This is a genomic window from Mycobacterium sp. NGS49, assembly GCF_059812565.1.
Window position 1 is genome coordinate 41,161 of record NZ_JCALCX010000007.1, and the last position, 23,545, is coordinate 64,705.

The window sequence follows — 23,545 nt, forward strand, 5'->3', positions numbered from 1 at the left end:
TCAACCGATCCTGTCCAGCCGGAACGGCTGTTCGATATACAGGGGAGCATTGGTGCCGCAGGCGCCACTTGCGCCGGCGGTATGTTCGCGTCCCGCCAACACCGATGAGCCGAGCACACTTTCGCCGGTTTCGGGGTTCGCGGGATAGAAGTAGAAGACTTCGTGGCCGCTGAAGGTGGTGCCGTCGTCACACGTCTCCCAGTTGGGGATGTCGCGTTTGACATACCAGTTGATGCCGTCGTGCATCGTCATCGGTGCGGTCCAGCCCTGGTCGCTGACGACTTGGCCGGTGCAGTCCTGCGCGGTCGAACATGACGAGGTGATCGTCCAGGTGCTCTGAACCACCGCTTCGTCGTGATACACGGTCCTGGTCCGGGCCCAGTCGCCGATCATGGTGGCGGTGAATCTGCCGTTGAGGGCCGGATTGTAGGCCGAGGCCGCCGGGGCCGTGTGAAGCATGACTGCCGCCCCGCCAACCGCGAGAGTTGCACCGACCGTCGCAGTTATCGAACGCATCACCCGCTGCTCCTCGACGCGTGGCATTCCGGCAATTTCACGTGAAGTCACAAGATCATCGAGAAAGACGCGACATGGTCACACGCCCTCGAATTTCTCGATAAGCCATGAACTGTTGACCTTTTTTAACGTTACCCGAAGGCTGCTCGATGTCACCACCGGTTCTGGTTTTTCTTTGCTCGCGGTCTTTTGCTTGACGAAAACCAGTACCACCGCCGAATTCGGATTCAGTTCGGCGACGGCGGCCTTCACCACAGTGGCGGTGGTGGTGACTTGCGCACGCTGCGTCGACGGACCCACGATCTGGTCGGCGAACTGCTGGTAATAGGGCAGGTAGTTGTCGGTGACGCGCGATTTCGCATTGGCCAGGTCGCGGCTGAGCGTGTCTGGCGAGTAGGACAGCAGCGCCACGGCGCCGTCGCTGGCCGCTTTGACGACCTGGCGTGCCACCGCGCGATCGGTGTCCATGTCCGTCCGGTACACGAAGTAGAAGTAACCGGCACCGAACCCGGTGGTAGCCACCACCAGGGCCGTCAGCACAATCACACGCCAGCGCGACACGCCACGGCGCGCCCAGCGCGCGATCGCGCCGGTCCGGGGCCGCATCACGGGACGAACTCGATCTTGGAGATCTTGAGCTGGTCGCCTTCTCTGGTGACATCGACGACCAGCCGCCACGTCCGCATTTCGGGCTTGGCCTGATCGGGCTTGGTCAGCTCGGACTTGGCCGCCACCAGTACCACGGCTGAGTCGTCGGTCATCGACTGCACGCCGACGGCCTGCACGGCGGCCTTGGCGGCGATCTTGGATTGTTCCAAAGCCCGGACCATATCCTCGGCGCCCATCAATACGCCGGCCTTGAATTGTCCGGTGGTTTCGTCGGCGAACCGTTGCATGTCGGCTCTGGCCTTTTTCGGGTCGATCGACATCATCAGCATCACGGCGTTGCGCGCCGCCGTTGCGAATTCCTCGGTGCGCCGAGTTTGCTGGGTGACTTGCCGGTGGTGCCACACCAGATAACCGCTGCCGGTGAATGCGGCGCAGGAGACCACAATCGCCGCCGCGACGACAACGGCTTTGCGGCCCGGGCGATGAAGTCGCCGACGGCGCGGTTTCGCCGATCCGGTTTCTGCGGTCGACTCGCCGCGGTCGGCGTCATCGCGCGACGACGCCGCCTGCGCCTGGCGGCGCAACTCGCCGGCCCGAGCCCGTGCCGCCTCGGCGCGGGCCTCCACCTCGGCGAGGTCGGCATCGAGTGCGTCAGCCGAGGGTTCGCGTGGCGGCATCGATCACCTCCTCGCCCCGCAGCTACGAAAGTGTCACATTATCACCGGCCGGTGTTGATGCCGGTGCCACGGGCCCGTAGGCGGGAACTCTCAGGGCGCTTCTCCGATTGAGAGAATTTTCTTACCATCTCTGGCCAACATAATGAATTTTCTTTCCGGTTGTGGCAAATTAAGCTGGTGCGATTCATGGCGGCCGCGATCGCCGCAATGCTCGGCCTCGGTGCGGTGGGGGTGCCGCAGGCGGCTGCCGATCCGGTTACCTGTGACTACCCCGACTGCACGCCCGGTATCACCGGGCACGTCGTCCTGGGTGCGCCGTGCGACAACACCACCTACTACGTGTTCGGCACCGCCGACTACTACGTGTCCTTCGCCACCGAGCCGGGGCGGCTGATGTTCTGCGGGTCACCGCGAAGGTATGAGCCGCGATGGTTCCGGTCGCCTCCGATGGCCGGCGTGAAGATCGAGAACTCGTCCTGTGTCGAATACCCCGAGTACTACGTTGCGCAGGCGCCGGATGGCCTGTTCCTGGTCTGCAACGCCCACGACGGCAAGCAGGTTTGGGAGCGCGGCGACACCTAGTCGTGCGACGTCCACTCAGGGCCGGTTGTTCGGAATCTCGGGCCAATCCTGAAAAGGGCTGGGCCCGAAGTAATCACGATTGTGCAGCGTGCCGTCCATATCGCGGTGGTGCGCATCGTGACAGGTCGTCGGATCCCACTGTGGCCCCCAGGCTCCCGCGTTGAAGGGCTGGCCGGGGCACCAGTGGTAGCCCACCCACGGCCAGGGAACCTCGTCGTCGGCGTACGCCGCGGCCATGGTGCCGGGCGCCCAGCCGGTGGTGACCATGATCGCTGCGGCTGCGAGGCGCCTCACACTGTGCATATGCCAACGGTATCCGAGCGGGCCGCCTGTGAAAATGAAACCGCGAGAATGCATTCGCTTCAGTCCGCAGCCAAGAGCCGCCGGGTGATGCGCAGCAATCGATCCCGCAGGGTTTCGTCGTCGATGTCGGCTACCAGGGGATGGATCACGCCGACCGCGATCGCGCCGGACAGCATGGCCGCCGACACCCGCGCGTCCTCCGCCGCATCGTCGACCAGTACCCCGTAGAGGCGCGCGATGAACTGCTGAAACGGTTGGTGCGCGGCCAGTAATCGGACTACGACCGGGTCGAACTGCAAGGTGCTCGCCGCGCCCCGTCGTTGCACGGCAAGGTCTATCACCCGCTCCAGCAGAGCGTCTCGTGCCTTCGTCCGGTGGTCGTGGGCCTCGGCTGCCTCCAATGCTTCCTCGAGCCCGGCCAATTCACGTTCGGTGAGTGCTATGACTATCTGTTCCTTGGTCCGGAACTGGTGGTAAACAGCCGCTTTCGTCACCCCGACGGCATCGGCAATCATCTGCAGCGACGTCCCGCCTACGCCATGCTCGCCGATCAGCGTCAGCGCGGCGTCCAGAATTCGTGTCTGCGCGGCGCTGCGGGTGATGAACCGGAACCGGCTCTGGGACTGCACTTCGACCACACCTGGCAGCGTAGCCGACCGGCTATTGACCGAGAATAGCCGATCGGCTAGTTTCGCTGACGGGGCCAGCCGCACCACGACGCGGCTGCAAGGAGTCATTGATGACAGGGTTCGGCACCGACCGGGAAGCGGGGAATCCGCGAATCAGGTTGCGGCGTATCGACGGTGAGTCGATCCTGCTATGGACCTTGCCCGTGACGGCGGTCATCTGGATCGCCGCATTCGTCCTGTTCCCCGGCTTCAACCCACCGATGTCACCCGCGATGTCCGCACAGCAGGTGGCGGCGTTCTACCGCGATCCGGCCCACCTTCCTCAGATCCGGTACAGCATGATCGTCTTCAACTGGTTCGGCGTATGCCTCGTCCCGATCCTGGCGCTGATCGTCATGCAGATCCGCCGAATGGCACATCGCACGCCGATCTTCTCCTACGCGATGCTGGGTTGCGTGGCAGGTGGTCCCACCTTGTTCCTCATGGCCGACGTGTGCTGGTTGCTGGCCGCTTTTCGGCCGGAGCGGAGTCCGGAACTGACCCAGTTGCTGAACGATTTCGCCTGGATCACCTTCACCATCTTGGTTCCGTTTCTGATCGGACAGAGCGTGATTCTTGCTCTGGCGATCTATTTCGACGATCAGCCGCACCCGATATTCAGCCGGTGGGTGGCTCACTTCAACCTCCTCGTTGCCGCCGCGCTGGTCCCCGCGGCGTTCGTGGGTGTGTCGCTGTCCGGACCGCTGGCGTGGGACGGCCTGTTGTCGTTCTGGGTGAAAAACGTTGCCATCGGGGTCTGGATCGTGGTGATGGGCTTTGTCTTGGGGGCCGCGGTGCGGCGGGAGCGCACGCAGCTGCAAAGCCGCGAAAAGGAACCCGCCGGCGCATGAACACCGTGGCCGGTCCGCCGTGCCCCGACGCCGGGGCTCCCTCCGGGCCGTTGCATCGCCGGATCGCATGGCACTTGCGACACAACCCCAAGCGCGAGCTGTGGTTGGCGTGGTGGACGCTACTCGCCTTCTACAACGTCTTCTTCCCGATCTTCTTCATAGTGGCGCAGGTTCAGCCGCCACCGCAGCCCACGTGGGACCTGCAGACCCAGGCCCATTGGTTCGATGAGCGTCACCTCGGGATACCGGTAGGCTTCGGCATCATTTTCGCCATCACTGGCATGACCGCAATCAACAATGCCCTCATCGCCTATTCGATGCGGCGCATGTCGGTCAGTCGCGTTTTCGGGTATTCGTATCTGATCGTCTACTCGCTCAGTGCGGTCCCCGGGCTGTTGCTGCTCTGTATCGCACTGATCGTCGGAACGCTGCGACCCCAGCGCGACCCCAAAGTGCTCGGCTGGCTCTATGACTTCGCGTTCTTGTCTTTCGACGGAACGATGGGCGTGTTCCTCATCGGCTCCCTCATCTGGATGGCCGCGATTCTGATCGACAGGAATCGGGTGTTTCCCAAGTGGTTCGGCTACCTCAATCTGTGTAACGCCCTCACCGAGGTCGTCGTCGCGCCCTGCTGGATTTTCGGGCGCGGTGTGCTGGCCTGGAACGGCCAGATCGCCTGGTGGCTTGATATGGTCGTATTCGGTTGCTACCAGGTCACTTTCGTGGTGATGCTGTTCCGGATGATCCGGCGTGAAGACTTCGGTACCGGGCCGCTGCCCGACCTGTCGCGCAGGCCGGCGGCCGTGTCATGACCGACGTCACCGAACAGAGCAGGCGCGCGGGGTATGTGCCGGGTCAGCCCGACATGTGGGCCTTCGTGTTGTTCGAAACGATGGTCTTCACGGCGTATCTGGGCTTCTATCTGTTCTATCGCGCCCGCAGCCCCGAGCTGTTCCTGCACTCACAAGCGCACCTGGACCTGCACGTCGGTGTTCTGAATACTCTCGTTTTGCTGCTGAGTTCCTGGTCGGTGGCCCGGTGCGTTCAATCGTCCCGGGCCCGCGACTATCCGGCCGCGCTTCGGGACGTCGTGCTGACGGTCGTATTCGCGGCGGTCTTCGCGCTGTGCAAGGTGTTCGAGTGGAATCGATTGGTGCGGACGGGACACGGCCTGGACAGCGACGACTTCTTCACCTACTACTTCTTCCTCACCGGAATACATTTCGTGCATCTGCTGATCGGTTTCGTCGCCCTCGGCATCATCGTCTACCGGCTCCGGGTAACCAGGCGCGGGGCAAGCGAATCCCAGATGCTCGTCGAAACCTGCGCAACCTACTGGCACACAGTCGATTTCCTGTGGGTGTTGATCTTCGCGCTGTTGTACGTGGTGAGGTGAGGCGTGAAACTCAACAAGAGGTTGCTGGTCGTCTGGCTGGTGCTGGCGTCACTCACGGTGAGCTATCTGTGGATAGACCACTCCGCCGCCGGATCGCCGCGGTCCAGCGTCGTGGTCACGTCGGGCGTCATCGTCATCGCACTGATCAAGGTGCGCATCATCTTTCGCGAGTTCATGGAAGTCAGGCAAGCCCCGGCCCTGCTCTGCCGGCTGACCGACGCCTGGGTGCTGCTGATCGCGGCCGGGTTGTTCGGCAGCTACTTCGCCGGCCTGGCCGTACGCTGACGGTCTACTGCGGCGTGAAGGTCAGATGGAGCTGGTTGAGCCCGCGCAGGATGTAGGTCGGTTCGTAGTTGTAACGGCGATCATGGGCCGGGCCGTGGTGGGCTTCGTTGATGCCGATGTCGCCCATGCGGTCCAAGATGCGTTCGATGGACACCCGGCCCTCCACCCGGGCCAGCGGCCCACCCGGACAGGAGTGCACCCCACGCGCGAAAGCCATGTGTTCGCGAACGTTTTTGCGGTCAAGCTGGAATTCGTGCGGATTCTCGAATCGGCGCGGGTCCCGGTTGGCCGCACCGGGCAGCACCATCACCACGGTCCCGGCGGGAATGTCGACCCCGCCCACCCGGGTGGCTCTGCGCGCCAGCCGCGAATCGCTCTTGACCGGACTCTCCATCCGCAACGACTCCTCGATGAAACCGGGGATCAGGCTGCGGTCGTCGCGAAGCTGACGCTGGATGTCCGGCCGGTCGCCGATCACCTGTAACGCGGCACTGAGCAGCTTGGCCGTGGTTTCCTGCCCCGCGGCGAACAGGAATGTGGCAGAACGGACTACGTCGATGACCTCCGGTGTCGAGCCATCGGGGTACTTCGCAGTGGCCAGTGCGGTCAGCACATCTTCGCGCGGATGTGCGCGCCGGTCCTCAATGTAGCCAGAGAACTTCTCGTCGAGAAATTCCAGTGGGTTGACGCCCACCGTCTCGTGGTCCAGTGCACCGACCCGGCCGGGGCGATCGGCACCCAGGACGACCCGGAACTCCTTGTGGTCCTCTTCGGGGACACCGAGCAGATCGGCAATCACCAAGGTGGCGAATGGCTTTGAATACTCACCGATGAACTCGCACTCGCCGTTGACCAAAAACTCGTCGAGCTGGCGGTCGGCGAGGCGCCACATGAACTCCTCGTTCTGCTTGAGCCGGCTCGGCGTCAGCAGCCGGCTCAAGATCGACCGCGCCCGGCTGTGGTCGGGGGGGTCCATGGTGACCATGTGCTCGTACATCGGAAAGCTCGTCCGGTGCGCGTCGATCTGGGCGCTGATGTCGTCACCTTCGGGCGTGAACGGCAGTGGGGGGAAAGGACCGCCCAGTGCAACGCAATTGGAGAAGCAGTCGGTGTCCTTGTAGACCGCGGTGGCCTCTTCGTAGCCGGTGACGGCGATGACTCCATAGTGGGGCAGCCGCAGCACCGGGTTCTGGCTGCGCAGGTGGTCGAAGTACGGGTACGGATCGGGGACCAGCGACGGATCGGTGAAGAAGTCGACGGTGTCGTAGTTGCTCATGTGCTACGTGCCTCCTGGAGCCGCCCCGCGGGGTGCCGATGCTGAGTCGGCGACGAGAACCGGCGCCGCCCGAATGAGATGCTCTGCTGAGCACTTGCTTAGCATGGCGGTAATGTCAGGGTCAAGGTCGCGCGACCGGGCCGGCCGGGTCCGGTGACTACGATCGGCGTGACCACCAGGCGAGGGCAGAGGGGACGGGGTAGCGGCATGACATCGGCCCGCAGGATCGGGGCACCGGACGCGAAGAATCGCGGGTTGCTGCTCGACGCGGCCGAACAGTTGATGCTCGAAGAGGGCTACGCTGCCGTGACGTCGCGGCGGCTGGCGAGCCAGGCCGGACTCAAGCCGCAGCTCGTGCACTACTACTTCCGGACCATGGAAGAGCTGTTCCTGGCCGTCTTTCGCCGCCGCGCCGAGGAAGGCCTGCAGGCGCAGGCGCGCCTGCTGGAATCGCCGCAGCCGTTGTGGGCGCTGTGGCGGTTCGGCTCCGATCCCGGGTTTGCCCGGATCTCGATGGAATTCATGGCGCTGGCAAATCACCGCAAGGAAATGCGAGCCGAAATCGCCTACTACGCGGAACGTTTCCGCGAAGAACAACGGCGCGCGGTGTCGGCTGCGCTGCAACTCTATGGCGTCGACACCGATGATGTGCCGCCGATGGTGTGGACGGTGTTCATGACGAGCCTGTCCCGTTTCCTGGTGCTCGAGCAGGGCCTGGGAATGTCCGATGGTCACGCCGAGGCCCGGGAGTTCGTCGAACGCCACCTGCGCCGCTTGGAAGGCGAACCGGCAGCGGATGCGCTTGCGCGGGAAGCGGGTCACCAGGTCCGTATCGAACAGAGCACGCCTTTGTCTCCGTCCTTGGATACGACGACGTTCCCGTCCACCGACAGAGTGCAGTGAAATCCGGGCGCACCCGGTTGTCGCCCGGTGCTGACGCTGACCATGGCCCACTGGTCGGGGTTGATCAGCATCACCTGCTGAGTCCACGGCCTGCCCGGTGCGATGTCGGCCTGGATGTTCGGCGTGAAGGTGTAGGGGTTGTGACTGTAGTCGGAATACTTCGTCGGGTCCTGATCCCCGTAGTAGATGTCGGCGTAGATCGGGTTCCTGGCCGAGATGGTGTAGACCACCTGATGCATGGGCGGGTCTTCGTCGGCCCCGGCCTGTCCTGGACCGACCAGCCCCCCCGACGCGGCCAGCAGATATGTTGCGGCGACGCCCAGTTTGCTTGCGGTGCTTGTCATATCGCTCCTCCGGCTGCTGGGCGCGGATTGGCTGCGCGGTTCATGACCCGCTCGGCGGCCTGCCAATGCGCGTCTGCCACCCACAACCGTGCAAACGATGCTATCGCCTCATCGGCGCCGACTCCGCCGATCACCCGCTTGATCTCGGCCGCCGGACGGCGCGCCAGTGAGTTGGCGATCGAGCGCCAGCCCTTCTCGGCCGAGTCGAAGGACGCGCGCGGCAGCACCACATCCACCAGGCCGATGCGTTCGGCCTCGGCGGCGTCGACCGCAGTCCCGGTCCCCGCAAGCAACAGTGCCTTGCTCTTCCCGATCAGCGCGGCCAGCCGCTCGGCGCCGCCCCACGCCGGCATGATCTCCAGCTGCACTTGATTGAAGGCGATCTTGATGTCGTCGGCCGCCACCCGGATGTCGGCAGCCACCGCGACTTCGGCGCCACCGCCGAATGCGTGACCGTTCAAGGCGGCGATCACCGGAGCCGGGAACGCCGCGATCTCGTCGCACACGGCCCGCATCCGCTTTGCCATCGCTGCGGCATCCTGCACGGTGCGCAGGGCGCTCAGCTCCTTGAGGTCACCGCCCGACACGAACGCCCGATCGCCGGCGCCCTTGATGACCAGCGCACGTGCGCCGGCGGCCCCCTTAAGCGCGTGCTCCAGCTGCCCCATGGTCTCCAGCGAGATGGCATTGCGCGCATGCGGGCGATCGATGGTGAGCACCGCCACGCCCGTGTCGAACTCCAGGTCGACCATGTTGGTTGGCTCCTTGGGGGCGCGAGAACAGCGATATTGGCATTCTCGTCATCGGAGAATAGCATCATCGGTGCAGGTCCAGAAGTTGGCCGAGGGGGCGCCACATGCAGAACCGAATCGCGGCGGCGGTACCTGCGGTGTTCGCAGCGGCCTTGGTCAGTGCGTGCAGCGCGCCGTCGCAGGGCCAGCTCGCCAGCACCGCCACCGTGACCATCAACGGCAACGAGGTGCGCCCGGATTTGGTCAGGTGCTACCAGCAGGAGTGGTACCGGACCATTGCGCTCGGCAACGACGAGTCCGGTGCCACGGCAATCATCGACCAGCGTCACCACCCGGCAACCACCATCTCCGTGCGTTTCCACAACCTTGGCGGTTTCACCGGCACCACCACGGCTTCGCCCACCGGTGGCGGCGCCGCGGACACGCGCTTCGACGGCGGCAATTTCCTGATCAGCGGTACCGCCAACGGTGCCACCGCCGTCAAGCCGACGGAGGCTGCCACGGTGAAGTTCCAGATCCGCGCGACCTGCTGATTCTGCTCGGGCAGACCGGTATTGCGCGGGTGGTCGGAGTTGTGCTTCCCGTAGTGAGAGAATAGTATTCTCACTAAATGCGAAGGAGGATTTCATGGGTCAGCTCTCGCACCGGGAGGACGTTCCGTTCCCGCTCTTTGACGCGGATAACCACCTCTACGAACCGCCGGAGGCGCTGACGAAGTTCCTCCCCAAGGAGTACAAGGACTACGTCCAGTACGTGCAGATCAACGGGCGCACCAAGATCGCGCTGCGCGGGGTGATCAGCAACTACATTCCCAACCCGACCTTCGAGGTGGTCGCCCGGCCGGGCGCCTGGGAGGAGTACTTCAAGTACGGCAACCCGGAGGGCAAGACCAAGCGCGAGCTGTTCGGTGAGCCCATGCGCGCCATCCCGGCGTTCTTCGAGCCCGGCCCGCGCCTGGAGAAGATGGACGAGCTGGGCCTGGATCGCACGCTGATGTTCCCGACGCTGGCCAGCCTGATCGAGGAGCGGTTGCGCGACGATCCGATCGCCATCCACGTCTTGATCCATGCGCTGAACCAGTGGCTCGACGAGGTCTGGGGCTTCAACTACCAAAACCGCATCTTCACTACCCCGGTCATCACCCTGCCGATCGTCGAGAAAGCGATCGAGGAGCTGGAATGGGTGGTCAAGCGGGGCGCGCGGTGCATCCTGATCCGTCCGGCTCCGGTCCCCGGCTTTCGTGGCCCCCGGTCGTTCGCGCTGCCCGAGTTCGACCCGTTCTGGGAGCGGGTCGTCGAGTACGACCTGCTGGTCGGCATGCACTCCAGCGACAGCGGCTACTCCCGGTACACCTCCGAGTGGGACGGTGCCGACCAGGAGATGTTGCCGTTCCAGACCAATGCGATGGGCATCCTCAACGAATGGCGGCCGATCCAGGACGCGGTGGGCTCCTGGGTGATCCACGGCGCGCTCTACCGCCACCCCAAGCTGAAAGTCGCGATCGTCGAGGCCGGCTCGAAGTGGATGACCCCCTTGCTGGACGGCCTGGCCGAGGTCTTCCGCAAGGCCCCGGAAGCCTTCCCGAGCGACCCGGTCGAGACCGTCAAGAACCGGATCTACGTCAGCCCGTTCTTCGAGGAGGGCATCGACGATCTGATCAACCTCGTCGGTGTAGACCAGGTGCTGTACGGCTCGGACTGGCCGCACCCGGAAGGCCTGGCGGAGCCGACCTACTACATCAACGCGCTTTCGCACCTGCCCGTAGCGGACCAGGCAAAGATCATGGGCGGCAACCTTGGTCGACTCGTCACGGTGTGACGATCTGTCGGAACAGCCACCCTGGGAGACCATTCCCCAGATGGTCTTGAGTGCGGCGGATCGTTTCGGCGACGCGGAAGCGGTCGTGGACGGTCCGCAGCGCTTCACCTTCGCTGAGGTTGTCGACCGAATACGCCGCGCCGCGGGCGCTTTCGGCGGGTTTGGTATCGAAAAGGGTGACCGGGTGGCGATTTGGGCACCCAACTCGGCGGAATGGATCATCGCGGCCTTCGGGGTGCTCACCGCCGGCGGCGTTCTGGTGCCGGTCAATACCCGGTTCAAGCCCGCGGAAGCGGGTGACATCCTCATGCGCAGCGGGGTGAAGGCCGTCCTTGTTCAGCCGGGCTTTCTGGGCCAGGACTACTCGGCACCCGCGGGGATTCCGCTGATCGATATCAAGTCCGACTTCCTTGCCGGCGGTTCGCCGTTCGAGCGTCCGGTGAGCGGCGACGACATCTGCGACATCATCTTCACCTCAGGCACGACGGGTCGCCCGAAGGGCGCGATGATGAACCATCGCCAAACGCTGCGGATGTATGAGGAGTGGGCGACGCTGGCGGACCTGCGCGCGGGTGACCGCTACCTGCAGATCAACCCTTACTTCCACACTTTCGGGTTGAAAGCCGGGTTGGTCACCTCTTTCCTGCGCGGTGCGACGATGGTGCCGGTGGCGGTGTTCGATATCGACTCGATCGTGGATCTTATTGCGCACGAACGCATCACGATGCTACCCGGGCCACCGACGCTCTATCACTCGTTGCTGACGGTTGCCGACAAGTCCAAGCTCTCGACGTTACGGGCCGGCGTGACAGGGGCTGCCGACATCCCCGTCGAACTGGTCCGTCGCATTCATGGCGAGCTGCCGTTCCAGACGCTGATGACCGGTTACGGCCTGACCGAGGCCGGTAACGTGACCCTGTCCAGGCCCGGCGATTCCTTCGAGGATGTCGCCACGACCGCGGGACTGCCGTGCGCGGGGGTCGAGGTGCGCATCGGTGACGACGAAGAGGTGCTGGTGCGCGGTTACGGGGTCATGCAGGGCTATCTCGACGATCCCGGCGCGACCGCGGACGCGATCGACGCCGACGGCTGGTTGCACACCGGAGACCTGGGCGGCTTCGACGAGGCGGGCCGGTTGCGCATCGTCGGTCGCAAGAAGGACATGTTCATCGTCGGCGGATTCAACGCCTACCCGGCCGAGATCGAAGGGTTTCTGATCAGCCATCCCGACGTGGCCCAGGCGGCGGTCATCGGCGTGCCCGACGAGCGGCTCGGTCAGGTCGGCAAGGCTTTCGTCGTCCGGAATGGTCCGGTGGGGGAGCGGGAACTGATCGACTGGTGCCGGGGGCGCATGGCCGGATACAAGGTCCCGCGCTCAATGGAGTTCCTCGAGGCGCTACCCCTCAATGCCACCGGGAAGGTGGTCAAAGACCTGTTGCGCTGAGTCGGTGCCCTTCGTATGCGCAGAAGGAGAATTCGGTTATCACAGCATATGCGCCTTCCGCGGGCCGAAACTGCGGCACTACCGGTAGATTGGACGACAGGGGATGATAATGTCCCTCTCCGCAGGCTATCGGCAGCAGCGGGCGTACGCGCCCATTTGCCCGCTGCGACAGCCGGTGCCGAGTAGGGTTGCCGACGGCGACGCCCGTCCCAGCCGACACGGCATCGGACAATCGCGGATCGTTCCGATACCGTCGGCGGGTACCAGCGCAGATACCGACGGGCAAGCGGCAGAGGAGTTCAGATTGACCGACGCGCAACCTCGATCTCAAACCGGTGAGCTGAGGTGGGCCGTATCCGACACCATGCCTACCCGAAATCAGTTGCGGTGAAAAAGGGCGACGCACCCAACTCTGCCGCGGAGATCCGTTCTCTGGCAGATCAGGCCGAGGCGGAGGCAGCCGAAGCTGAAGCTCTTGCCGCCGCTGCCCGCGCTCGCGCCAGGGCCATCAGATTGCGCCGCGAGGCCGAAATCGTCGCAGCGCGGTCGCCGGCCCCCGGGGACGACACCGAGGCGGCGGGTGACGAAGCGGAGCCCGGGCAGCCCTCGCAAGAGGAGTCGCAGGCGGCCGAAGCCGCCGACGAGCCGGAAGATGCCGAAGCCGCAGAGCGATCCGAGGATGTCGAGGATCGGACAACCGGGGACGCGGCTGACGACGATGCGGCGGGCGCCGGTTCCCGGGGACGCCGGCGGTGGCCGGGCCGTCCCAGGCTGTCGTCGGTCGCGGCGGTCCTGGCCGTCGTCATCTCGCTCGTCGCCTTGGGTGCCGGCGTGGAAATGGCCGTGCTGCACAAGCACGCGGTCCGGGAGCGGCAGCAGGTGGCCGAGTTCGCCGCCGCGGCCCGGCAGGGCGTCGTGACGTTGACGTCGCTGGACTTCGAGCATGCCAAAGAAGGGGTGCAGCACATCGTCGAGGTCTCGACCGGAACGTTCAAAGACGACTTCCTCAAGATGGCCGACGATTTCACCAATGTCGTCGAGCAGTCAAAAGTGGTCTCGCAGGGCACTGTTCAGGCCACCGCGGTGGATCTGGACTCGATGACCGACAATTCAGCGGTGGTGTTGGTGGCCAGTACCTCTGAGGTCACCAACGCCGCCGGTGCCAAACAGGATCCCCGCAAATACCGGCTGATCGTGACGGTGACCCGTGACGGCGGACAGCTCAAGATGTCGAAAGTCGAGTTCGTCCCGTGACTTCGGAGGAAGCGACGATCACCGACGACAAAGAACAGTCGGCTGAGGCAGCGCAGACCGATGATGTGCGCTTCGGCCGGTTGAGGCGCTTCAAAGGCTGGGTGAAGAGTTGGTCAGCCCGCACGCCGGGCAAGTGGTCGGGCAAGGTCGGAATCGCCGTGCTGACCTTGTTGGTGGTGACCTCGCTGTCGGTTCTGGCCGGACTGTACTGGTTCTCCTACCGGCCGGATCGCGCGGTCGATGCGGAGGCGGCCAAGTCGGCGATCACGGCGGCCAGCGACGGGACGATCGCCATCCTCTCGTATTCGCCGGACACCCTCGACCGCGACTTCTCCACCGCCAGATCACATCTGACGGGTGACTTTCTCTCGTACTATGACCAATTCACGCAGCAGATCGTCGCCCCGGCTGCCAAGCAGAAGGCGGTGAAGACGACGGCGGTGGTGCTGCGCGCCGCGCTGACGGAGTTCCACCCTGATTCAGCGATCGTGCTGCTGTTCATCAACCAGAGCACCCAGAGCCGCGACCGACCGGAGCCCTCGACGACATCAAGCAGCGTGCTGGTCACCCTGACGAAAGCTGATGGGAAGTGGCTGATTTCGCAGTTCAATCCGGCCTAGGGGCGTGATGAGCGACGGGGACATTCACTCAATGGTGATCGCGTCGGATTACCGGATTCCCGATCCGGCCCGGGTGTGGCCGCTACTCGAGCGCAACAAGGCGGCCCTCGCCGACATCGGCGCCCACCATGTCTTGGTCTACATATCGACCCACGACTATGGCCGCGTCCTGGTGATGATCGGAGTGCACAGTCGTGAGCCGATCGTGGAACTGCTGCGTTCCCGGGTGTTTTTCGACTGGTTCGACGAGGCCGGCGTCGAGGATATCCCGGGGGTGTTCGCCGGCGAGATCGTCGAGCGGTTCATCACCACCGCGCCGACCGCGCCGAAGGTGCCCGGGGTGGTGCTGGCGGCGTTCGCAGCGGTCGAGGACGTGTCGACGCTGACCAGAGAAGTCGGGCATGCGATGGACCGATTCACCGCGGCCGGTGTCCGAAAGACATGGGTTTTCCAGGCATTCGATGATTCGCATGAGGTGCTGATCCTGCAGGAGTTTCCCGATGAGGAAAGCGCGCGGCAGTGGATCGACCACCCGGATGCCACCGCCGAATGGATGCGCGGCGGCGCGGGGGTAGGCGCCTACCCGCCGCTGTTCGTCGGTCGTTATTTCGACATGATGCGTATCGAGGCGGAGTGAGCGGATCACTCGATGTTCGTGTGCCTCTGTAACGGCATAACCAGCCAGATGGTGGCCGACGCGGTTGCGGCAGGGGCGGCGACGACCAACCAGGTTGCCGCCGCCTGCGGAGCGGGTGACGACTGCGGGCGCTGCCGACGCACGGTCCGGGCGATCATCGCCTCGGGTAGTGCGGACCGGTCCGCCCACCCGTCCTAGTGGCGTTGCTTCGGCTGCATGTTTCCCACGAGTTGCCCTAACAGCGGCGGGATTTCGAGTCGCGGCAACACCACTTCGACGAACACCATGCGGTCCTTGTGCTCGGCGGCCGCGGTGAGCGCATCATCGAGTTCACCATAATTCTGTGCGCGGAAAGCGAGGTGGTTGCCCACCCCCAGCGTGCTCGGCACCTGTGTCCATCGCCAGGCCACAATGTCGTTGTAGGGGGCGGTTTCTCCGTGGATCGCCCGTTCGACGGTGTAGCCGTCGTTGTTGACCACCACGATAACCGGCGACAACCCCTCCCGGGAGAAGGAACCCAATTCCTGCACGGTCAGCTGGGCGGCCCCGTCGCCGATCAGCAGTACCGTCCTGCGCTCCGGGTGGGCCACCGCTGCGCCGAATGCCGCGGGCAACGTGTAACCGATTGAACCCCAGAGGGGTTGGCCGATGAAGGTGACTCCCTGAGGCAGCACATGGTCGGCCATTCCATAGAACGAGGTGCCCTGGTCGGCCAGTACCACATTGCCGGGCGTGAGGGCCGCACACAGCCGGTCCCACAACATGCGTTGCGTGAGTGGCTCTTCGCGCGCGGGCGTGGGTGCCGGAGGCGGGGTGGCCGGCGGTGGGACCGGCGGTGAGGTGAGCCCGCGCTTCGTGAGAATCGCAGCCAGCGCGGTGAGCGCGGCACCCATCTCCAGGGGTGCGAAAACCTCGTCGGCCACACTGCTCTGGTACTGGCCGATGTCGATGGTGCGCGCCGGGTCGATCCGCTGACTGAAGAAGCCGCTGACCATGTCGGTGAACACCACTCCGGCCGTTACCAGCACCGGCGCCTGCTCGATGGCCGTACGGACCCGCTCGGCGCTGGCCGCCCCGGCGTAGATGCCCAGGAAGTTGGGGGAGCTTTCGTCGAGCAGGCTCTTGCCCCACATCAGGGTGGCGTGCGGCACAACGTCTGCCGCTAGCAGGGATTCGAGTTCTTCGATCGCCTGCAGGCGGTGTACCAACAGGTCGGCGAGCACGGTCAGCTGGTGGTCGCCGATCAGTTGGGCGGCGGCCTCGGTGAACAGTGCCAGTGCACGTGGGCTGGTGCCGCCGCTGTAGAAGGGCAGCGGGTCGCCGGCCGGTTCGGTGGGGAATCGGGCGACGTCGGTAGACATCAGGATGTAGCCGGGGCGCTTTTGTTCCCGCACCTCGCACAGCACCCGGTCGATTTCGCGCCGGGCCGTTGCTGGCATGAGATTGGTTTGAGCACAGGTGATTTCGCGGCTTATCCGGAAGAAGTGCTCGAAATCGCCGTCGCCGAGCGAGTGGTGCAGGGCGCGGCGGGTGGCCTGAGCGTCTTTGGACGGCCCCCCCACGATGTGCACGACGGGCACGTTCTCGGCATAGCTGCCCGCGATCGCGTTGGCGAGTGAAAGCTCTCCGACGCCGAATGTCGTTACCACAGCCGATAATCCGCGGAGTCGTCCGTATCCGTCGGCGGCGTAGCCGGCGTTCAGTTCGTTGGCGTTCCCCACCCAGCGCAGCTTCGGATGGGCCACGATGTGGTCGAGAAAAGCCAGGTTGTAGTCGCCCGGAACGCCGAAAATCTCCGTGACGCCGAGCTCGGCAAGGCGGTCGAGAAGATAGTCGCCGACGGTGTAAGCGGGATCGGTCACGAAAACGACGGTACGCCAGGCAGTGCATCTTTCGGCGATGCGGCTATTCCCGCCGGGGCACTGCAAGCGATAATGTTCGGGCCATGGCAATCAAAGAATCCCGCGAGATCGTCATCGAAGCCAGTCCCGAGGAGATCCTGGATGTCATCGCCGATTTTGAAGCGATGCCCGAGTGGTCCGAACCGCACCAGAGTGCGGAGATCCTCGAGACGGGATCCGACGGGCGGCCTTACAAGGTGAAGATGAAGGTCAAGGTCGCCGGGATCACCGACGAACAAGTGGTGGCCTACACGTGGGGCGACAACGAGGTGAGCTGGGAGCTGGTCAGCTCATCCCAGCAGAAGGCTCAGGACGGGAAGTACACCTTGATTCCCAAGGGGGACAGCACCTTGGTCAAGTTCGACCTCCTTGCAGATCCCAATGTGCCGCTACCGGGCTTCGTGCTGAAGCGCGCCGTGAAGGGAACGGTCGATTCCGCGACCAAGGAGTTGCGCGACCGGGTGCTGAAGGTGAAGAAAGCGGCTAGGTAGCCGCGGGAGACGGGACGGTGGCGGGCGGGGGGCCCCTGGCCGGAGTCAGGGTCATCGAACTCGGCGGCATCGGGCCCGGGCCGCACGCGGGAATGGTGCTTGCCGATCTCGGGTCCGACGTGGTGCGAGTGCGGCGGCCCGGGGGCATCCAGATGCCTGCCGAGGATCGTGATCTGTTGCACCGCGGGAAGCGGATCGTCGACCTGGACGTGAAGACGCAGCCCGGTGTGCTGCTGGAGTTAGCGGCCAAAGCCGATGTGTTGCTGGACTGCTTCCGGCCCGGCACCTGCGAGCGACTCGGCATCGGCCCCGAAGAGTGCGCGGCCGTCAACCCCCGGCTGATCTATGCGCGCATCACCGGCTGGGGCCAGGATGGCCCGCTGGCGTCGACGGCGGGTCACGATATCAACTACCTGTCGCAGACCGGTGCGCTGTCGGCGCTGGGTTATCGCGACCGGCCCCCGACGCCGCCGCTGAACCTGGTGGCAGACTTCGGCGGGGGCTCGATGCTGGTGTTGCTGGGCATCGTGGCGGCCCTGTACGAGCGGGAGTCCTCGGGCCGGGGCCAGGTGATTGACGCTGCGATGGTCGACGGCGTCAGCCTGCTCGCGCAGATGATGTGGACGATGAAGTCGACCGGCGCGCTGCGCGACGAGCGCGAATCGTTCCTGTTGGACGGTGGCGCCCCGTTCTACCGCTGCTACGAGACCGCCGACGGCAAATACCTGGCCGTCGGCGCCATCGAGCCACAGTTTTTCGCGGCGCTGCTGGCCGGACTGGGCCTGTCGGCCGATGACGTGCCCGGCCAACTCGACGTCGGCTCCTTCCCCCGGATGCGCGAGTTGTTCACCGAGAAGTTCGCCAGCCGCACCCGCGACGAGTGGACCGAGATCTTCGCCGGCACCGATGCCTGTGTGACACCGGTGCTGAACTGGGCCGAAGCCGCCCGCGACGCGCACCTGACCGCACGTTCGACGGTCATCACCGCGCACGGTGTGCAACAGGCCGCGCCGGCTCCCCGCTTCTCCCGGACACCGGCCCCCCCAGTGGGGCGACCGCCGGCAAAGACCACCGCGGTCACAGAAATAGGCTGGTAACGCAGTATTTGCGCCAACATGGCCCGGGCGCATGGTGACGTTGCTAGCTTGAACTCAGTGGCCGTAAAAGCATCGCGAGAATTCGTCATTGATGCGCCTCAGGAAGTGATCATGGAGGCGCTCGCCGACGTCGGCACTCTGGCGTCCTGGTCGCCACTGCACAAGAACGTCGAAGTGATCGACTACTACCCGGACGGGCGCCCGCACCACGTCAGGGCCACGATCAAGATCCTGGGCCTGGTCGACAAGGAGATCCTGGAATACCACTGGGGCCCGGACTGGGTGGTGTACGACGCCGACAAGACGTTTCAGCAGCACGGCCAACACGTCGAATACAACCTCAAGCCCGAGGGTGTCGACAAGACGCGGGTCCGGTTCGATATCACCGTCGAACCGGCGGGCCCGATTCCGGGATTCATCGTGAAACGGGCGAGCGAGCAAGTGTTGGAGGCCGCGGCCAAGGGCCTGCGAGAACGCATCATGGGCGGCAATTCAGCTCCAGCGGGCCAATAAAGTTCACGACCGATAGATGATTGCTAATTTGAACACCGATGGCCATCCAAGCATCGAGTGAAGTCGTCATCGACGCACCACCGGACGTGATCATCGACGCGCTTGCCGACATGCAGGCGGTGCCGTCGTGGTCCTCGGTGCACAAGCGCGCCGAGGTCGTCGAAACGTGGCCGGACGGTCGCCCGCGCTATGTGAAGGTGGCCATCAAGGTGGTCGGCATCGTCGACCGGGAACTGCTCGAGTACCACTGGGGCCCGGACTGGGTGGTATGGGACGCCAAGAAGACCAAGCAACAACACGGTCAGCACGGTGAGTACAACTTGAGCCGCGAGAGCGACGACAAGACGCGGGTCCGCTTCACCCTCACCGTCGAGCCGTCGGCGCCGCTGCCCGAATTCCTGGTCAACCGGGCGCGGAAGAAGATCCTCGATGCCGCGACCGAGGGGTTGCGACGCCGGGTGATGGGCAGCTAGCCGTCGCGCAGGCCCGCCAGTCGCCTGACCGCCTCGTCGAGGGTGTCCTGCCGTTTGCAGAAAGTGAAACGCACCAGGTGATTCCACAGCTCGGCGTGTTGGGCGGTCGGATCGCAGAAGGCCGTCATGGGGATGGCGGCCACCCCGACCTTCTCCGGTAGCGCCGCGCAGAAGTCTGAGCTGTCGTCGTAGCCCAACGGACGCGGGTCGGCGCACAGGAAATAGGTGCCGTAGCTGTCGTGCACCTCGAAGCCCACGTCGGTCAGTCCCTTCGCGAGCCGGTCCCGACGGGTCTGCAGCGAATCGCGCAGGGCCGCGACCCAGTTGTCCTGGGTGTTCAGTGCCAGCGCCACAGCGGGCTGGAAGGGCGCCCCGCCCACGTAACTGAGGTACTGCTTGGCCGCGCGCACGCCGGTGATCAGATGTGCCGGTCCACATGCCCAACCGATTTTCCAACCGGTGCAGTTGAACATCTTGGCCGCGCTCGAGATGGTGACCGTGCGCTGCGCCATGCCGTCGAAACCGGCCAGCGGCATATGGGTGTGACCGTCATATACGAGATGCTCGTAGACCTCGTCGGTGATGACCAGTAGGTCGGCCGACACCGCGATCTCGGCGATGGCCTGCAGCTCGGGCCGGCTCAGGACCGCGCCGGTGGGGTTGTGCGGCGAGTTGACGATCAACGTCTTCGTCCGGGGCGTGACCGCGCGTCGCAGCGCGTCGGCGTCCAACGCGAAACCTTGCCCGTCGGCGATCAGGGGTACCGCGACCCGGTGGGCGCCGGCCATCGCCACCACCGGGGAGTAGGAGTCGTAGAACGGCTCGATCAGCAGTACCTCCGAGCCAGGTTCCACCAGACCCAGCACCGCGCCGGCAATGGCCTCGGTGGCGCCGACGGTGACCAGCACTTCGGTGTCGGGGTCGTACTCGATGCCGAAACATCGGCGGCGCTGCGCGGCGATGGCCTGTCTCAGAGTGGCGATGCCCAGGCCCGGAGGGTACTGGTTGACGCCGTCGGCGATGGCGTCCTGCGCGGCCTTGAGCATCTCGGGCGGGCCGTCCTCGTCAGGAAAGCCCTGGCCGAGGTTGACCGCGCCCACCCGCGCAGCCAACGCCGACATCTCGGCGAATACCGTGGTCGCGTAGGGTTGCAGCCGGCTGACGGTCATGGTGGTCGAGCTTAGGTGCTGCGGGGACGCGAGCTGCTTCGCAGGACGCGCCAGCTACTGGCCTGCGAGGCCGGGCGGTCCAGAACTCCCAGCGGTTCCGGCAAAGCCGATCAGCCCGACAGCACCGCCGTCACCGCCTGCGGCGCCAGCCCCGCCGGGCACGCCCACACCGATACCGGCGCCGCCGGCGCCCCCTGCGCCGCCGGCGCCGCCGAGTCCGACCAGCCCCACATCACCACCGTCACCGCCCGTGCCGCCCGACCCGCCGGGCGCATTGAGCAGCGGGTTGTTGCCGGTTCCGCCGGCGCCACCAATGCCGCCCGAGCCGCCGATACCGATCAACCCGACACCGCCACCTGCGCCGCCGCCGCCGCCGATCCCCATCTTGTCGCCGTTGCCACCGCCGCCGAAGCCACCGATACCGCCGCCGCCTCCGAAGCCGAAGAATCCGCCATCGCCACCTGCACCGCCTTCGCCTCCAACTCCTCCGGTGGCGCTGCTACCGATGAGATTGCCGCCGCCCCCGCCGGTGCCACCGTTGCCACCCCAACCGAACAGCAGCCCGCCGCGCCCTCCGTTGCCGCCCGCTCCCCCGGTCCCTCCGATGCCGGTCCCCGCCTCCGTCCCGTTCCCACCGCCGCCGCCGGCCCCGCCGGCACCGAACAGCCCGGCGGCCCCGCCGACCCCGCCGGCCCCGCCCATATCCCTTCCGGCGGCGGTGCTCGCGCCGCTTCCGTCCCCGCCGATCCCGCCGTTTCCGTACAGCAGTCCACCGGCACCACCTGCGCCGCCTGCGCCTGCACCCCAGGCTTCGCTGGTCCCGCCGGCCCCGCCGTTTCCGAAAAGGCCCGCATTACCACCCGAGCCGCCAGGCTGCCCGAACGAACCGATCCCACCGATGCCGCCGTTGCCGTATAACAGCCCGCCGGCCCCGCCAGCTCCGCCGGGCGCGCCTGCTCCGCCCGCACCGCCGGCTCCGCCGTTGCCGATGAGCCCCGCATTGCCACCTGAGCCGCCACGCTGCCCTGCTGCGCCCGGCGCGCCAGCACCACCGCTGCCGTACAGGACCCCGCCGCTTCCGCCGGACTGCCCCGGCACAGTCGCGTCGGCTCCGTTGCCGATCAGGGGGCGCCCCAACACCGTCAGGCTGGGCGCATTGAGGAGATTGAGGGCTTGCTGCCCGACGGTTTGCAGTGACACGGCATTCGCGGCCTCGGCCCCGGCGTAGACAGCGCCGCCGGCCCTCAGCGCCTCGACGAACTGGACGTGCAACGCCGCTACCCGAGCGCTCAGCGCCTGGTAGGCCTGTCCGTGTGCCGAAAAAAGCGATGCGACTGCCGCGGATACCTCGTCACTCCCCGCCGCCAGCACCCCGATGATCGGAACCGCCGCGGCGGCGTTGGCGGCGTCGATCGCCGAACCTATGGCCGTCACGTCTGTTGCCCCCGCAGCCAGCGCCTCTGGTGCCGCCAGTACGTAAGTCAAGAATGATCTCCGATCTCTGACCAGCAAAGGGCAACTTCTGAGCACCTGCGATCCGTGGCGCTGTGACACCGTATCTTCGGTCGGCAATAATTCCAGATCAAGATTCGAGGAATTGATTAACTTCTGGTGAACCCCTTTACGGGACTGCTGGGACTCGTCACGCTCCCGCCCAACCAACAGGTTGGCCGAAGCCCCTGTTAGTGTTCCCCTGCTGGACCTAATCTTTAAGACGGATCCAAACCCCCTTTTTGGAACAGGAAACCGACATGTCCGAAGAAGCCTTCATCTATGAGGCCATCCGTACGCCGCGCGGCAAGCAGCGAAACGGCGCGCTGAACGAAGTCAAGCCACTGAACCTGGTCGTGGGTCTCATCGAGGAACTGCGCAAACGCAACCCCGACCTCGACGAGAACCTGATCAGCGACGTCATCCTGGGATGCGTCTCACCCGTGGGCGACCAGGGTGGCGACATCGCCCGCGCCGCGGTGCTGGCCTCCGGCATGCCGGTCACCTCCGGTGGCGTGCAGCTCAACCGCTTCTGCGCCTCCGGCCTCGAGGCCGTCAACACCGCCGCGCAGAAGGTGCGCTCGGGCTGGGACGACATGGTGCTCGCCGGCGGCGTCGAGTCGATGAGCCGGGTGCCGATGGGCTCCGACGGTGGCGCCATGGGCCTGGACCCGGCCACCAACTACGACGTGATGTTCGTCCCGCAGGGCATCGGCGCCGACCTGATCGCCACCATCGAGGGCTTCTCCCGCGATGACGTGGACAACTACGCGCTGCGCAGCCAGCAGAAGGCCGCCGAGGCGTGGTCGGGCGGTTACTTCGCCAAGTCCGTCGTGCCGGTCCGCGACCAGAACGGTCTGCTGATCCTCGACCACGACGAGCACATGCGGCCCGACACCACCAAGGAAAACCTGGGCAAGCTGAAGCCGGCCTTCGAGGCCCTCGCGGCCATGGGTGGCTTCGACGACGTGGCGCTGCAGAAGTACCACTGGGTGGAGAAGATCAACCACGTGCACACCGGTGGCAACAGCTCGGGCATCGTCGACGGCGCCGCGCTGGTGCTGATCGGTAGCGAGGCCGCGGGCAAGTCGCAGGGCCTGACTCCGCGTGCGCGCATCGTCGCAACCGCGACCAGCGGCGCCGACCCGGTCATCATGCTGACCGGTCCGACACCGGCCACCCGCAAGGTGCTCGACCGCGCCGGCCTGACCGTCGACGACATCGACCTGTTCGAGCTCAACGAGGCGTTCGCGTCGGTGGTGCTGAAGTTCCAGAAGGACCTGAACATCCCCGACGAGAAGCTCAACGTCAACGGCGGCGCGATCGCCATGGGCCACCCGCTGGGTGCCACCGGCGCGATGATCCTGGGCACCATGGTCGACGAGCTGGAGCGCCGCAACGCCCGGCGCGCGCTGGTGACGCTCTGTATTGGCGGCGGCATGGGTGTCGCGACGATCATCGAGAGGGTGTAAGTA

Annotated in this window: 29 protein-coding genes; 18 read left to right on the forward strand and 11 right to left on the reverse strand. The window is 65.4% G+C overall.

Translation table 11 applies throughout. From position 1 onward, the window contains the following. From AC5Y7D_RS08915 to AC5Y7D_RS08925, 3 genes are all read right to left on the reverse strand, one after another. On the reverse strand, positions 1–459 hold the full coding sequence (locus AC5Y7D_RS08915) for an Rv2253/PknI dimerization domain-containing protein (protein ID WP_499923288.1): 459 nt from the start codon (positions 457–459) through the stop codon (positions 1–3). Between the two features lie 135 nt (positions 460–594). Continuing rightward, on the reverse strand, positions 595–1,122 hold the full coding sequence (locus AC5Y7D_RS08920; RefSeq protein ID WP_499923290.1) for an Rv1363c family protein: 528 nt from the start codon (positions 1,120–1,122) through the stop codon (positions 595–597). After that, positions 1,122–1,802, reverse strand: a complete 681-nt coding sequence (locus tag AC5Y7D_RS08925) for an Rv1363c family protein (protein WP_499923293.1) — start codon at positions 1,800–1,802, stop codon at positions 1,122–1,124. Before AC5Y7D_RS08925 ends, AC5Y7D_RS08920 begins: the two co-directional genes overlap by 1 nt. A 186-nt stretch (positions 1,803–1,988) precedes the next feature. Between AC5Y7D_RS08925 and AC5Y7D_RS08930 the strand changes: the two genes are divergently transcribed. Then, positions 1,989–2,384, forward strand: a complete 396-nt coding sequence (locus AC5Y7D_RS08930) for a hypothetical protein (RefSeq protein ID WP_499923569.1) — start codon at positions 1,989–1,991, stop codon at positions 2,382–2,384. Between the two features lie 15 nt (positions 2,385–2,399). On the opposite strand, the gene AC5Y7D_RS08935 is transcribed toward AC5Y7D_RS08930, so the two are convergent. Together AC5Y7D_RS08935 and AC5Y7D_RS08940 are read right to left on the reverse strand one after the other, a co-directional pair. Then, positions 2,400–2,687 carry an Mtp family mycobacterial-type pilin gene (locus AC5Y7D_RS08935; RefSeq protein ID WP_499923294.1) on the reverse strand — a complete coding sequence of 96 codons (288 nt, stop codon included), beginning with the start codon at positions 2,685–2,687 and terminating at the stop codon, positions 2,400–2,402. A gap of 59 nt (positions 2,688–2,746) precedes the next feature. Continuing rightward, positions 2,747–3,316 (reverse strand): TetR/AcrR family transcriptional regulator, encoded by a 570-nt coding sequence (locus AC5Y7D_RS08940; protein WP_499923570.1) that lies wholly within the window; start codon positions 3,314–3,316, stop codon positions 2,747–2,749. A gap of 110 nt (positions 3,317–3,426) precedes the next feature. Here AC5Y7D_RS08940 and AC5Y7D_RS08945 point away from each other — a divergent pair, with 110 nt between their 5' ends. The 4 genes from AC5Y7D_RS08945 to AC5Y7D_RS08960 are packed head-to-tail and all read left to right on the forward strand — an operon-like array spanning position 3,427 to position 5,887. Next, positions 3,427–4,206, forward strand: a complete 780-nt coding sequence (locus AC5Y7D_RS08945; protein WP_499923295.1) for a hypothetical protein — start codon at positions 3,427–3,429, stop codon at positions 4,204–4,206. Then, positions 4,203–5,018 carry a hypothetical protein gene (locus tag AC5Y7D_RS08950; protein WP_499923297.1) on the forward strand — a complete coding sequence of 272 codons (816 nt, stop codon included), beginning with the start codon at positions 4,203–4,205 and terminating at the stop codon, positions 5,016–5,018. Before AC5Y7D_RS08945 ends, AC5Y7D_RS08950 begins: the two co-directional genes overlap by 4 nt. After that, positions 5,015–5,602, forward strand: a complete 588-nt coding sequence (locus AC5Y7D_RS08955) for a cytochrome c oxidase subunit 3 family protein (RefSeq protein WP_499923300.1) — start codon at positions 5,015–5,017, stop codon at positions 5,600–5,602. Before AC5Y7D_RS08950 ends, AC5Y7D_RS08955 begins: the two co-directional genes overlap by 4 nt. A 3-nt stretch (positions 5,603–5,605) precedes the next feature. After that, a complete protein-coding gene (locus tag AC5Y7D_RS08960) occupies positions 5,606–5,887 on the forward strand; it encodes a cytochrome C oxidase subunit IV family protein (protein ID WP_499923303.1) in 282 nt (93 codons plus the stop codon). A gap of 4 nt (positions 5,888–5,891) precedes the next feature. Here the strand turns inward: AC5Y7D_RS08960 and AC5Y7D_RS08965 are convergent, their stop codons facing one another. Continuing rightward, positions 5,892–7,163, reverse strand: coding sequence for a cytochrome P450 (locus AC5Y7D_RS08965; RefSeq protein ID WP_499923305.1), 1,272 nt, complete (start codon positions 7,161–7,163; stop codon positions 5,892–5,894). Positions 7,164–7,370: 207 nt separating this feature from the next. On the opposite strand from AC5Y7D_RS08965, the gene AC5Y7D_RS08970 reads away from it, so the two are divergent. Continuing rightward, positions 7,371–8,066, forward strand: a complete 696-nt coding sequence (locus AC5Y7D_RS08970; protein ID WP_499923307.1) for a TetR/AcrR family transcriptional regulator — start codon at positions 7,371–7,373, stop codon at positions 8,064–8,066. Here AC5Y7D_RS08970 and AC5Y7D_RS08975 read toward each other — a convergent pair. Then, positions 7,982–8,410, reverse strand: coding sequence for an Rv2576c family protein (locus tag AC5Y7D_RS08975; RefSeq protein WP_499923309.1), 429 nt, complete (start codon positions 8,408–8,410; stop codon positions 7,982–7,984). The two genes, AC5Y7D_RS08970 and AC5Y7D_RS08975, sit on opposite strands and share 85 nt — an antisense overlap. Beyond that, a complete protein-coding gene (locus AC5Y7D_RS08980) occupies positions 8,407–9,162 on the reverse strand; it encodes an enoyl-CoA hydratase/isomerase family protein (RefSeq protein ID WP_499923310.1) in 756 nt (251 codons plus the stop codon). Before AC5Y7D_RS08980 ends, AC5Y7D_RS08975 begins: the two co-directional genes overlap by 4 nt. 104 nt (positions 9,163–9,266) lie before the next feature. Between AC5Y7D_RS08980 and AC5Y7D_RS08985 the strand changes: the two genes are divergently transcribed. From AC5Y7D_RS08985 to AC5Y7D_RS09015, 7 genes are all read left to right on the forward strand, one after another. Next, entirely contained in the window at positions 9,267–9,695 is a 429-nt protein-coding gene (locus AC5Y7D_RS08985; RefSeq protein WP_499923311.1) for a lipoprotein LpqH, read from the forward strand. 94 nt (positions 9,696–9,789) lie between these two features. After that, positions 9,790–10,980: an amidohydrolase family protein gene (locus tag AC5Y7D_RS08990; RefSeq protein ID WP_499923312.1), complete on the forward strand. Its 1,191-nt coding sequence runs from the start codon at positions 9,790–9,792 to the stop codon at positions 10,978–10,980. Continuing rightward, entirely contained in the window at positions 10,958–12,424 is a 1,467-nt protein-coding gene (locus AC5Y7D_RS08995) for a FadD3 family acyl-CoA ligase (RefSeq protein ID WP_499923313.1), read from the forward strand. Before AC5Y7D_RS08990 ends, AC5Y7D_RS08995 begins: the two co-directional genes overlap by 23 nt. Positions 12,425–12,811: 387 nt before the next feature. Next, on the forward strand, positions 12,812–13,678 hold the full coding sequence (locus tag AC5Y7D_RS09000) for an Rv1363c family protein (protein ID WP_499923314.1): 867 nt from the start codon (positions 12,812–12,814) through the stop codon (positions 13,676–13,678). Beyond that, the gene (locus AC5Y7D_RS09005; RefSeq protein ID WP_499923316.1) at positions 13,675–14,298 is read left to right on the forward strand and encodes a twin-arginine translocation pathway signal; all 624 of its coding nucleotides are present in this window, start codon (positions 13,675–13,677) and stop codon (positions 14,296–14,298) included. Before AC5Y7D_RS09000 ends, AC5Y7D_RS09005 begins: the two co-directional genes overlap by 4 nt. A gap of 7 nt (positions 14,299–14,305) precedes the next feature. Next, the gene (locus tag AC5Y7D_RS09010; RefSeq protein WP_499923318.1) at positions 14,306–14,935 is read left to right on the forward strand and encodes a fatty-acid--CoA ligase; all 630 of its coding nucleotides are present in this window, start codon (positions 14,306–14,308) and stop codon (positions 14,933–14,935) included. A gap of 12 nt (positions 14,936–14,947) precedes the next feature. Beyond that, positions 14,948–15,133, forward strand: coding sequence for a (2Fe-2S)-binding protein (locus AC5Y7D_RS09015; protein ID WP_499923320.1), 186 nt, complete (start codon positions 14,948–14,950; stop codon positions 15,131–15,133). On the opposite strand, the gene AC5Y7D_RS09020 is transcribed toward AC5Y7D_RS09015, so the two are convergent. Beyond that, positions 15,130–16,797, reverse strand: a complete 1,668-nt coding sequence (locus AC5Y7D_RS09020; protein ID WP_499923321.1) for an alpha-keto acid decarboxylase family protein — start codon at positions 16,795–16,797, stop codon at positions 15,130–15,132. The two genes, AC5Y7D_RS09015 and AC5Y7D_RS09020, sit on opposite strands and share 4 nt — an antisense overlap. Positions 16,798–16,880: 83 nt before the next feature. Between AC5Y7D_RS09020 and AC5Y7D_RS09025 the strand changes: the two genes are divergently transcribed. Genes AC5Y7D_RS09025 through AC5Y7D_RS09040 form a run of 4 tightly spaced genes read left to right on the forward strand, consistent with a single transcriptional unit; the run spans position 16,881 to position 19,410 of the window. Beyond that, positions 16,881–17,327, forward strand: a complete 447-nt coding sequence (locus AC5Y7D_RS09025; protein WP_499923323.1) for an SRPBCC family protein — start codon at positions 16,881–16,883, stop codon at positions 17,325–17,327. A gap of 17 nt (positions 17,328–17,344) precedes the next feature. Next, entirely contained in the window at positions 17,345–18,424 is a 1,080-nt protein-coding gene (locus AC5Y7D_RS09030; protein WP_499923324.1) for a CaiB/BaiF CoA transferase family protein, read from the forward strand. Between the two features lie 57 nt (positions 18,425–18,481). Next, entirely contained in the window at positions 18,482–18,937 is a 456-nt protein-coding gene (locus AC5Y7D_RS09035; protein ID WP_499923326.1) for an SRPBCC family protein, read from the forward strand. Between the two features lie 38 nt (positions 18,938–18,975). After that, positions 18,976–19,410, forward strand: coding sequence for an SRPBCC family protein (locus tag AC5Y7D_RS09040; protein WP_499923328.1), 435 nt, complete (start codon positions 18,976–18,978; stop codon positions 19,408–19,410). Here AC5Y7D_RS09040 and AC5Y7D_RS09045 read toward each other — a convergent pair. Together AC5Y7D_RS09045 and AC5Y7D_RS09050 are read right to left on the reverse strand one after the other, a co-directional pair. Further along, positions 19,407–20,579, reverse strand: coding sequence for a pyridoxal phosphate-dependent aminotransferase (locus tag AC5Y7D_RS09045; RefSeq protein ID WP_499923330.1), 1,173 nt, complete (start codon positions 20,577–20,579; stop codon positions 19,407–19,409). The genes AC5Y7D_RS09040 and AC5Y7D_RS09045 overlap by 4 nt on opposite strands. A 54-nt stretch (positions 20,580–20,633) precedes the next feature. Next, the gene (locus tag AC5Y7D_RS09050; protein ID WP_499923331.1) at positions 20,634–22,064 is read right to left on the reverse strand and encodes a PE family protein; all 1,431 of its coding nucleotides are present in this window, start codon (positions 22,062–22,064) and stop codon (positions 20,634–20,636) included. Between the two features lie 266 nt (positions 22,065–22,330). Here AC5Y7D_RS09050 and AC5Y7D_RS09055 point away from each other — a divergent pair, with 266 nt between their 5' ends. Then, the gene (locus tag AC5Y7D_RS09055) at positions 22,331–23,542 is read left to right on the forward strand and encodes an acetyl-CoA C-acetyltransferase (RefSeq protein WP_499923333.1); all 1,212 of its coding nucleotides are present in this window, start codon (positions 22,331–22,333) and stop codon (positions 23,540–23,542) included. Positions 23,543–23,545 lie beyond the last annotated feature (3 nt).